Raw genomic sequence first — 8,068 nt, forward strand, 5'->3', positions numbered from 1 at the left:
CGGCTACTCCGGCTCGTCGTTGACGTCACCGCCACTGTCGCCGTCTGCGCCGAGATCGAAGTCATACGGCTCCAGGGCCAGCGGTTCGCGCTTGTAACCGTTGGTGCGCACGCACAGGTGACCGTCGGGATCGAGTGGCTCCGAACACAGCGGGCACGGCGGGCGGCCCGCGGACACGATCGCCTCGGCCCGGGCGGCGAACCCGCGCGCCGCCTCGGTGGTGAGGAACACCCGCAAAGCGTCCGGGCCGTCGTCGCGGTCGTCGAGGACGATGCTCTCGTCGAGCGACTCCTCGGTCACCGCGAGCAGTTCGACGACCACCGAGTTCTCATTCGCGTCCCAGCCCAGTCCCATCGTGCCGACGCGGAACTCGGTGTCGATCGGCATGACGAGCGGTTGCAGGTCGTCCACCTCGCCGGTGGCCGGCGGGATTGGCGTGGCGAAACGACGGGCCACCTCGTCGAGGAGGGCGTCGATGCGGTCGGCGAGGATCGCCACCTGCTGCTTCTCCACCTGCACCGATACGACGCGGCTGGCGTGGACAGCCTGCACGTAGAACGTGCGGTCACCGGGCTCGCCCACCGTCCCGGAGATGAACCGGTCGGGGCTGCGGAACACATGGATCGAGCGCGACATATCAGCGCCCTCCCGCCCCGGTCGCGCCGCCGACGGCCCCTGCCAGCGCCGCGTCGCGCGCCGGGAGGGACAGGTGTGCGGTGTTGTTCACGGTGTGCACATAGGTCTGGCGCGGGTGATAGCGGATCACCGACATCGACGCCGGCTCGACGACGATGCGCTGAAATCCGTCGAGGTGCAGGCCCATGGCGTCGGCGATGACGGCCTTGATGATGTCGCCGTGCGTGCAAGCGACCCATAGGCCGGTGCCGTCCTCACCGCCGTACTGGGCGTCGAGTTCGCGCACGGTGGTCACCGCCCGGTTCGCCATCGCCGACATGGCTTCGCCGCCGGGGAAGACCGCGGCGCTGGGCTGGCGCTGCACCGTCTGCCACAACGGTTCTTTGACGAGTTCGCGCAACGGCCGGTTCGTCCATTCCCCGTAGTCGACTTCGGTGAGACCGTCGACGATCACCTGCGGTACCCCGGTCAGGCCGTCGACCAGCGGCGCGACCGTTTCGGCGCACCGCTGCAACGGGGAGCGGGCGATGGCGACGAGGTCGGCGCCCCGCTCGCCCAGACGCGCCGGGAGCTGCGCGGCCTGATCGCGCCCCACCTCGTCGAGCCCGATTCCCGGGCTGCGTCCGGCGAGCACCGCCGCTGTATTCGCCGTGGATCGCCCGTGCCGCACCAGGATGACCGCCATGGGATCAGCTTACGGGCGGGGCAATCAGGCCGCAGGGAGCGGACCGCTGGCGACGACGCCGGTGCCCAGGAGGATCAGCAGCACCACGCCCAGCGCCACCCGATACACGCCGAACCAGTTGAGCGAATGGTGGGAGACGAACTTCAGGAGCCAGGCGATAGCGGCATAACCGACCACGAAGGCGATGGCCACCGACACCAGCAGCTGCGGGCCGCTAGCTGCCAGGCCCACCCCGCTGGGGTGGAAGGCGTCGGGCAGGCTGAACAATCCGGCACCGAAGACCGCCGGGATGGCGAGCAGGAAAGACAGCCGGAATGCGGCTTCGCGGTCAAGCCCGACGAACAATCCGGCACTGGCCGACGCACCCGACCGGGAGACGCCGGGGATGAGCGCCAGACACTGCGCCAAACCCATCGTGATCGCATCGCGCATCGTCACCTGCTCGAGCGAACGCTGCTGTGTGCCGTAGCGCTCGGCAAGCCAGAAGACTCCGGAGAAGGCGATGAGCACCGATGCCGTGAGGTACATGTTCGTGCGCACGTCGTCGCGGATCAGATCCTTGAAGGCGAAGCCGACGATGCCGATGGGGATCGTCGCGACAATGACGGCCCAGCCGATGCGGTAGTCGGCTCCGCGGGCATCGCTGTTGCGCAGGCCCGCGAACCAGGCGAGGACGACGCGCCAGATGTCCTTGGCGAAGTACACGAGGACGGCCAGCTCCGTGCCCAATTGCGAGACAGCGGTGAACGAAGCCCCCGCATCGGTGTCCCAGAACAGCCGCGACACGATGAGCAGGTGTCCCGACGACGAGATGGGCAGAAACTCCGTGAGTCCCTGGACCACGCTCAGCACCACGGTTTGCAGCCATGTCATGTCAACCACGACGGGCAATCCTACTCACGGGCGGCTGGCAAGATAGTCGGCATGCCGTCCCGCCACCCCACCCGTGCCGTCGTCGCCGCCGCGACCGCCGTCCTCATCGTCGGACTCGCGGGCTGTGGCTCGGGCAACCAACACGGCCGCCCCGACGTGCCGACGGTGACGCCGGCGACACCGTTGTCGGCCCCACCGGTCACCGCCCCGGCCACGGGCACCGTCGTGCCCGCACCGGGGCTGGGCACCGCGCTGGCTCTGACCCGGGGGCCGGGTGCCACCGTGGCTGCGATCGCACGCGACGGACGGTCGGTGTCACTGTTCGACGCAGCCGACCCGTCTCGACCGCCGCGGGTCGTCGCCAGTCCGCAGGTGCGGGCCATCGCCGCCGACGGGGACGGCTTCGTCGCCGTCGGTCCAGCATCGGTGGTGCGCATCTCTGCGACGGGGACGACGACGGTAGCCGCGCTGGCCCGCCCCGGCCTGGCGGTGGCCGTCGACGACGGCGAGGTTTTCGTCGGCACCGAGCACGGACACCTGCTGGTCCTGTCTTCGTCGCTGGTGCAGACCCACGACGTCGGCGGTCTCGTGCGGGTGGACCAGGTCGCCGTCGCACGTCGCGACGGCCGGCGCCAGATCGTCGTGTTAGACCGGGCACAGTCGCTCGTCACCACCGTCGACCCCGACGCCGGCGACCGCGGGGCCGCGCTGCGCGCCGGCAACGGAGCGACGACGCTGGTCGCCGACCACTTCGGGCGCTTCCTGGTGGCCAATCCGCGCGACCGCCAGATTCTCGGCTTCTACGGCGACCCATTGATCATGCGGTTCCGCTTCCCGCTGGCCGACGGCCCCTACGGGCTCGCCTACGACGACCGCGCCAACCTGCTCTGGGTGTCACAGACGGCTGCCAACCGGGTCGTCGGATTCGACCTGTCCACCGGAGAGCCCCGGGAACGGGCCGCGTTCACCACGGTCCGCCAACCCGACAACATCGCCGTCGACCCGGATTCCGGGGCCGTGTTCGTGCTGTCGGCGGTCGGCGACGGGCTGCAGCGCGTTGTCCGGCGATAACGGCGCCTCCGACGCACAGCGCCCGCCCGGGGAGCGCACTCGACGGCTACCGCCAGGCTGGGAGCTTCAGGAGGGCGAAGACCTCGAGGCGATGGTCTTGCGGCTGCCGCCGGAGGTGACGCGCATCAACGCGGCGATGCGCCTGGCGATCCAGGCCGAATTCGGGGGTTGGGAGCTGAAACGGACCCGGCTCTATCCGGACGGGTCGCGCAAAGTGCTGCTGCGCCGCAAACGAACGCGAACCGTGCCGCGCGAGGCAGGGCCGGCGGTCGAATCGGCGTAGCGCCGCGACGGCGGCTACGCGCAGTCGACGCAGATGCGCTCGTTGCCCTTTTCGCGCGCGAGGCGGCTGCGGTGGTAGACGAGGAAGCAGCGGGTACAGGTGAACTCGTCAGCCTGTTTCGGGACCACCCGGACCGAGAGCTCCTCGCCGGACAGGTCCGCCCCGGGCAGCTCGAACGACTCGGCGGTCTCCACCTCATCGACATCGACCGACGCCGCCTGTGCTTCGCTGCGGCGAGCCTTCAGTTCCTCCAGCGAGTCCTCGCTGATGTCGTCGGATTCGGTACGTCGCGGTGCGTCGTAGTCGGTGGCCATTGTCCTGCTTCCTCTCCCCTGTTAGTCCTGTGCGCCTGCCCCTGGTCCGGCGCGGCGGCGCGTCCGCGTCGTAGGCCCGATCGTGCACAACGTCGTGCATAGCGTTCCAGGCGATGCGAGCGGACCCGTGCCGGTGTCGCTTCCAACGTTGCACAGTCCGGTTTTGTTGCCCGGTACCGGTTCGAATCGGATGTGATTTCGATCACAGTAGGGCGGTGGTCAAACGGGCTTTGGCTGTTTGAGGCAGCCGCAATTTAGCGCGGCACCGACCGAAAGTCAATGACGGCTCACCTCGCGGCGTGCCCGCCCCGCCGGGGAGGCCCGGCTACAGTGTTCGCAGGATGGGGTGCGGCCCACGCGCACGATGCCGTGGGCGCACCAGGACGGACCGGGACGAGCAGGAAGGCGGGCGCGTGGTCGCCTCAATCACCAACGGCTACTCGAAGGACCACAACGGCCGACCGTTCCGACGGCGCGTCCCGACCCCCGCCATCATCGCCGCGGCCATCCTGGCCGCCCTGGGGCTGCTCGTCTGGTCCGTCGCGCTGACCGGCGGGGATTCCTCGCGTGTGCCGATCGACTGCAACCAACCTTCGGTGGCCACTCCCGACCCATCCGCCGCTCCGACACCGGCGGGCCCGGCGCCCGCCCCGGCGCCGAAACTCACGGCGATGAGCCGCGACGACATGCTCGACGTCGCGCCGGCGGCACTGGCCACCTTCGGTGTCCGCGTCCTCAACGCGTCGAATCAGCGCGGCAAAGCACAATCGGTCGCTGATGAGCTGATGAACCAGGGCTTCTCCCCCACGCAGAACAATCCAGTCGGCGACGACCCCCTCTATCCGAATCGCGATATGAACTGCGTCGGCCAGATTCGGTTCGGCGAAGGCGGGAAGGCCAGCGCAGCTGCCCTATGGTTGGCCGTCCCCTGCGCGCAGCTGGTCATCGACGGGCGCCAAGGGACCGACGTCGACTTGGCGCTCGGCGAATACTTCACGGGGACCGAGCGCTCTGCCGACGCCCAGGCGGCGTTGGAAGCCCTGCGGTCGGCGGATCCGCGCAACCCGAAGACCGGTGTCGACCCTGCATTGATCAAGGCGGTCCACTCCGGCAAATGCTGACCCCGGCCCGCACGGGACCCGCCGGATACTCCCGCGTCAGATCGGGAGCGGGTCAGATCGGGAGCGGGTCAGATCGGGAGCGGGTCCAGTGCGCCGCAATCGTCGAGCAAGGCGCGCAGCGATGCCGCCAGTGCCGGCGCGATGGCGACGGTCACTTCACCGGCGTCCGAACGCGATCCGGCCGGCGGGGTGATGACCAAAGCGCCGGCCTCTGCGGCGATCAGCCCGCCCGCGGCCCAATCCCACGGCGACAGACCGTGTTCGTAGTGGGCATCCACCGCCCCTTCGGCAACCAGGCACAGGTCGAGTGCAGCGGCACCGATCCGCCGGATGTCGCGCACCTGCGGCAACAGTTCCCCAAGGATCCGCGCCTGCTCGCGCCGCCGCTGCGCCGAGTACGCAAAACCGGTGGCAACCAGTGCGAGTGCCGGATCAGCCGCGGCGCTCGCGTGCAGCGCGACGGTGCCGTGCGCATCGGTCACGAAGGCGCCCCATCCCGCGGCCGCGTGGTAGGTCCGTTCGCGCGCGACGTCGACGACCGCACCGGCGACCGAGCGCCCATCGATCTGCGCAGCGACCGACACCGCGTAGGCCGGGATGCCGTAGAGGAAGTTGACCGTGCCATCGATCGGGTCGACCACCCACCGGATACCCGAAGGGACCTCGCGGGATCCGCCGCCCTCCTCACCGAGAACGTCGTCACCGGGGCGCAAACGGGCCAGCTCGGCGCGGATTACCTCCTCAGCCTCGGTGTCGGCGACGGTCACCGGATCGGTGGGCGCCGACTTCGTCCGGATTGCATCCGCCGCCGGCGGTGAGGCGGCACCGAAGAGTTCCGGACGCCGCACCCGCACGTGTGCCGCCGCACGCTGCGCGACCTCGATGGCGACCTCGACCAGTTCAGCCGCGTGCTCGTCGATCAGGTTCGGTCGTTTTTCGGGAGGCGTCGTCACCGGACCATTGTCCCCGATAGCCTTGGCCCATCGCCGTCCGACCACCGCCGCGCACCCGAGAGGCCGATTCCATGTCCGCTGATCACCCCGCCCCCGCATCTCCCGCAAACGACGCTGAGCCGGTCGTCATCACCGTCGACGCCGCCGATCCACGGTACGGATTCGGGGTGGACGTGGGCGGTTCCGGAGTCAAGGGCGGAATCGTCGACCTGAAGACCGGCGAACTCGTGGGCGACCGATTCAAGATCACCACGCCACAGCCGGCGACCCCCGATGCGGTGGCGGCCACCGTAGCGCAGATCGTCGACCATTTCGGATGGACCGGGCGCGTCGGGATCACGCTCCCCTCGGTCGTCGCGGGCCGCATCGTGCGCTCGGCGGCCAACATCGACAAGGCCTGGATCGGCATCGACCCCTACGAGTTGTTCGGTAGGCACTTGTCGTCACCGGCGCTGTCGGTGCTCAACGACGCCGACGCCGCCGGATTGGCCGAAGTCGAATACGGGACGAATGACGACGCCGTCGACGGCGTGATCATCATGCTGACCCTGGGAACGGGCATCGGGTCGGCAGTGCTGCTGCCCGGCGGCCAACTGCTCCCCAACACCGAGCTGGGGCACCTGCAGGTCGACGGCGAGGAAGCCGAGGCGCAGGCGTCCTCGCGGGCCAAGGAGGTCAACGAGTGGTCCTACAAGCACTGGGCGGGCAAGCTGTCCCGGGTGCTCGCCGAGTACGAGATGCTCTTCTCCCCGGCGCTGTTCATCGTCGGTGGGGGGATCAGCCGCAAGGCACACAAGTGGACCCCCTTGCTGACCAACTCCACTCCCGTGGTTCCCGCGAACCTGCGCAACACGGCTGGCATCGTCGGTGCGGCGATGGCTGCAGAAGCCGGGATGCGCCCCTGACACACCGCTTCTGACCTGGTGGTTACCGATCAAACCTGAGTGTTTCGTTACAATGGAACACGTTGCGACGGCCGATCGACCGGGCGTGACCACCCAGACCCACCATGCGCGTCGCCCAAGCCCGCGGGCCGTATGCCGTAACCGGCAGCAGCCCCGCACTGCGACGCTGCCCCTCTGCGAATTCGAAAGGTTGCCCGTGGCTGCCCCCAAGACCACCGCGCGCACGTCCGCAACAGAGAAGAAGACCGCGGCCGGCAAGGCGGCGAGCACGGCCAAGAAGCTGACCGCCGTCGCATCCAAGACGGTGCGGAAGGCGGCCTCGACGAAGACCGCGGACGATGCGCAGGACACCGCGGCGGAGGCGGCACCCGCTCCTGCCAAGAAGGCTCCCGCCAAGAAGGCCGCACCCGCCAAGGCAGCCGCCAAGAAGGCCGCACCCGCTAAGGCAGCGGCGAAGAAGGCCGCGCCCGCCAAGAAGGCCGCACCCGCCAAGGCTGCTGCCAAGAAGGCCGCACCCGCCAAGGCAGCCGCCAAGAAGGCCGCCGCTAAGAAGGCCGGGGCAGACGTCACCGCGCCCGAGGATCCGCAAGTCCAGGGTGACGAGGCGGAGCTCGAGGACGGCCCCGACTCGATCGACGACATCGAGGACACCGACGTCGATCTCAACGACCTCGAGGTCGACATCGCCGGCGGCGACGCGCAGGAGGGCACTGAGGCGGACGCCGACGACGCGGAGGACGCGGGCGACGAGGAGAAGAAGGACGAGTCCAAGGACGGCAAGGAGTCCGGCGACTTCGTCTGGGACGAAGAGGAGTCCGAAGCCCTGCGCCAGGCGCGCAAGGACGCCGAGCTCACCGCCTCGGCCGACTCGGTCCGCGCCTACCTGAAGCAGATCGGCAAGGTCGCGCTGCTCAACGCAGAGGAAGAGGTGGCCCTGGCCAAGCGGATCGAGGCCGGCCTCTACGCCGCCGAACTGCTCGCCCGGATGCAGGCCTCCGGCGAAAAGGTGTCGATGCCGCAGCGACGGGCGCTGCGCGAGGTCGCCTACGACGGCACGAAGGCCAAGAACCACCTCTTGGAGGCCAACCTGCGCCTGGTCGTCTCACTGGCCAAGCGCTACACCGGCCGCGGCATGGCTTTCCTGGACCTGATCCAGGAGGGAAACATCGGCCTGATGAAGGCGGTGGACAAGTTCGATTACCGCCGCGGCTACAAGTTCTCGAACTA

The 8,068-nt window shown here is 69.2% G+C and carries 10 protein-coding genes; 5 read left to right on the plus strand and 5 right to left on the minus strand.

What is annotated here, in order from left to right; translation table 11 throughout:
* Positions 1 to 3 precede the first annotated feature (3 nt).
* From B4L26_RS07455 to B4L26_RS07465, 3 genes are read right to left on the minus strand one after another with little or no spacing between them, the layout of a single operon-like run.
* Entirely contained in the window at positions 4 to 636 is a 633-nt protein-coding gene (locus tag B4L26_RS07455) for a DUF3090 domain-containing protein (protein ID WP_290717604.1), read from the minus strand.
* A 1-nt stretch (position 637) separates the two neighbouring features.
* Positions 638 to 1,321 carry an MSMEG_4193 family putative phosphomutase gene (locus B4L26_RS07460; protein WP_290717606.1) on the minus strand — a complete coding sequence of 228 codons (684 nt, stop codon included), beginning with the start codon at positions 1,319 to 1,321 and terminating at the stop codon, positions 638 to 640.
* Positions 1,322 to 1,345: 24 nt separating this feature from the next.
* On the minus strand, positions 1,346 to 2,194 hold the full coding sequence (locus tag B4L26_RS07465) for an undecaprenyl-diphosphate phosphatase (protein ID WP_290717622.1): 849 nt from the start codon (positions 2,192 to 2,194) through the stop codon (positions 1,346 to 1,348).
* Positions 2,195 to 2,245: 51 nt separating this feature from the next.
* Here B4L26_RS07465 and B4L26_RS07470 point away from each other — a divergent pair, with 51 nt between their 5' ends.
* Together B4L26_RS07470 and B4L26_RS07475 are read left to right on the plus strand one after the other, a co-directional pair.
* Entirely contained in the window at positions 2,246 to 3,265 is a 1,020-nt protein-coding gene (locus tag B4L26_RS07470) for a hypothetical protein (protein WP_290717608.1), read from the plus strand.
* Positions 3,252 to 3,548, plus strand: coding sequence for a DUF5703 family protein (locus tag B4L26_RS07475; RefSeq protein WP_290717610.1), 297 nt, complete (start codon positions 3,252 to 3,254; stop codon positions 3,546 to 3,548). The genes B4L26_RS07470 and B4L26_RS07475 overlap by 14 nt, the downstream gene beginning before the upstream one ends.
* 14 nt (positions 3,549 to 3,562) lie before the next feature.
* Here B4L26_RS07475 and B4L26_RS07480 read toward each other — a convergent pair whose 3' ends face one another.
* Complete coding sequence (locus B4L26_RS07480; protein ID WP_290717612.1) at positions 3,563 to 3,862, minus strand: DUF4193 domain-containing protein; 300 nt, start codon at positions 3,860 to 3,862, stop codon at positions 3,563 to 3,565.
* Positions 3,863 to 4,275: 413 nt separating this feature from the next.
* Here B4L26_RS07480 and cei point away from each other — a divergent pair, with 413 nt between their 5' ends.
* Positions 4,276 to 4,983 (plus strand): envelope integrity protein Cei, encoded by a 708-nt coding sequence (gene cei, locus B4L26_RS07485; RefSeq protein WP_290717614.1) that lies wholly within the window; start codon positions 4,276 to 4,278, stop codon positions 4,981 to 4,983.
* A 68-nt stretch (positions 4,984 to 5,051) separates the two neighbouring features.
* On the opposite strand, the gene B4L26_RS07490 is transcribed toward cei, so the two are convergent.
* Positions 5,052 to 5,936 carry an inositol monophosphatase family protein gene (locus B4L26_RS07490; RefSeq protein WP_290717616.1) on the minus strand — a complete coding sequence of 295 codons (885 nt, stop codon included), beginning with the start codon at positions 5,934 to 5,936 and terminating at the stop codon, positions 5,052 to 5,054.
* A 71-nt stretch (positions 5,937 to 6,007) separates the two neighbouring features.
* On the opposite strand from B4L26_RS07490, the gene ppgK reads away from it, so the two are divergent.
* Together ppgK and B4L26_RS07500 are read left to right on the plus strand one after the other, a co-directional pair.
* Positions 6,008 to 6,841, plus strand: a complete 834-nt coding sequence (gene ppgK, locus B4L26_RS07495) for a polyphosphate--glucose phosphotransferase (protein ID WP_290717618.1) — start codon at positions 6,008 to 6,010, stop codon at positions 6,839 to 6,841.
* Positions 6,842 to 7,037: 196 nt separating this feature from the next.
* A partial coding sequence (locus B4L26_RS07500) for a sigma-70 family RNA polymerase sigma factor (protein ID WP_290717620.1) occupies positions 7,038 to 8,068 on the plus strand: 1,031 nt, incomplete at its 3' end.

This window comes from Gordonia sp. UBA7599, assembly GCA_002477755.1.
Lineage (GTDB): Bacteria > Actinomycetota > Actinomycetes > Mycobacteriales > Mycobacteriaceae > Gordonia.

What these genes read in the sequence shown, in the direction of transcription:
- B4L26_RS07480 (WP_290717612.1), bottom strand. Translation starts at nt 3,862, where the DNA reads ATGGCCACCGACTACGACGCACCGCGACGTACCGAATCCGACGACATC.
- B4L26_RS07455 (WP_290717604.1), bottom strand. Translation starts at nt 636, where the DNA reads ATGTCGCGCTCGATCCATGTGTTCCGCAGCCCCGACCGGTTCATCTCC.
- B4L26_RS07460 (WP_290717606.1), bottom strand. Translation starts at nt 1,321, where the DNA reads ATGGCGGTCATCCTGGTGCGGCACGGGCGATCCACGGCGAATACAGCG.
- ppgK (WP_290717618.1), top strand. Translation starts at nt 6,008, where the DNA reads ATGTCCGCTGATCACCCCGCCCCCGCATCTCCCGCAAACGACGCTGAG.
- B4L26_RS07470 (WP_290717608.1), top strand. Translation starts at nt 2,246, where the DNA reads ATGCCGTCCCGCCACCCCACCCGTGCCGTCGTCGCCGCCGCGACCGCC.
- B4L26_RS07465 (WP_290717622.1), bottom strand. Translation starts at nt 2,194, where the DNA reads ATGACATGGCTGCAAACCGTGGTGCTGAGCGTGGTCCAGGGACTCACG.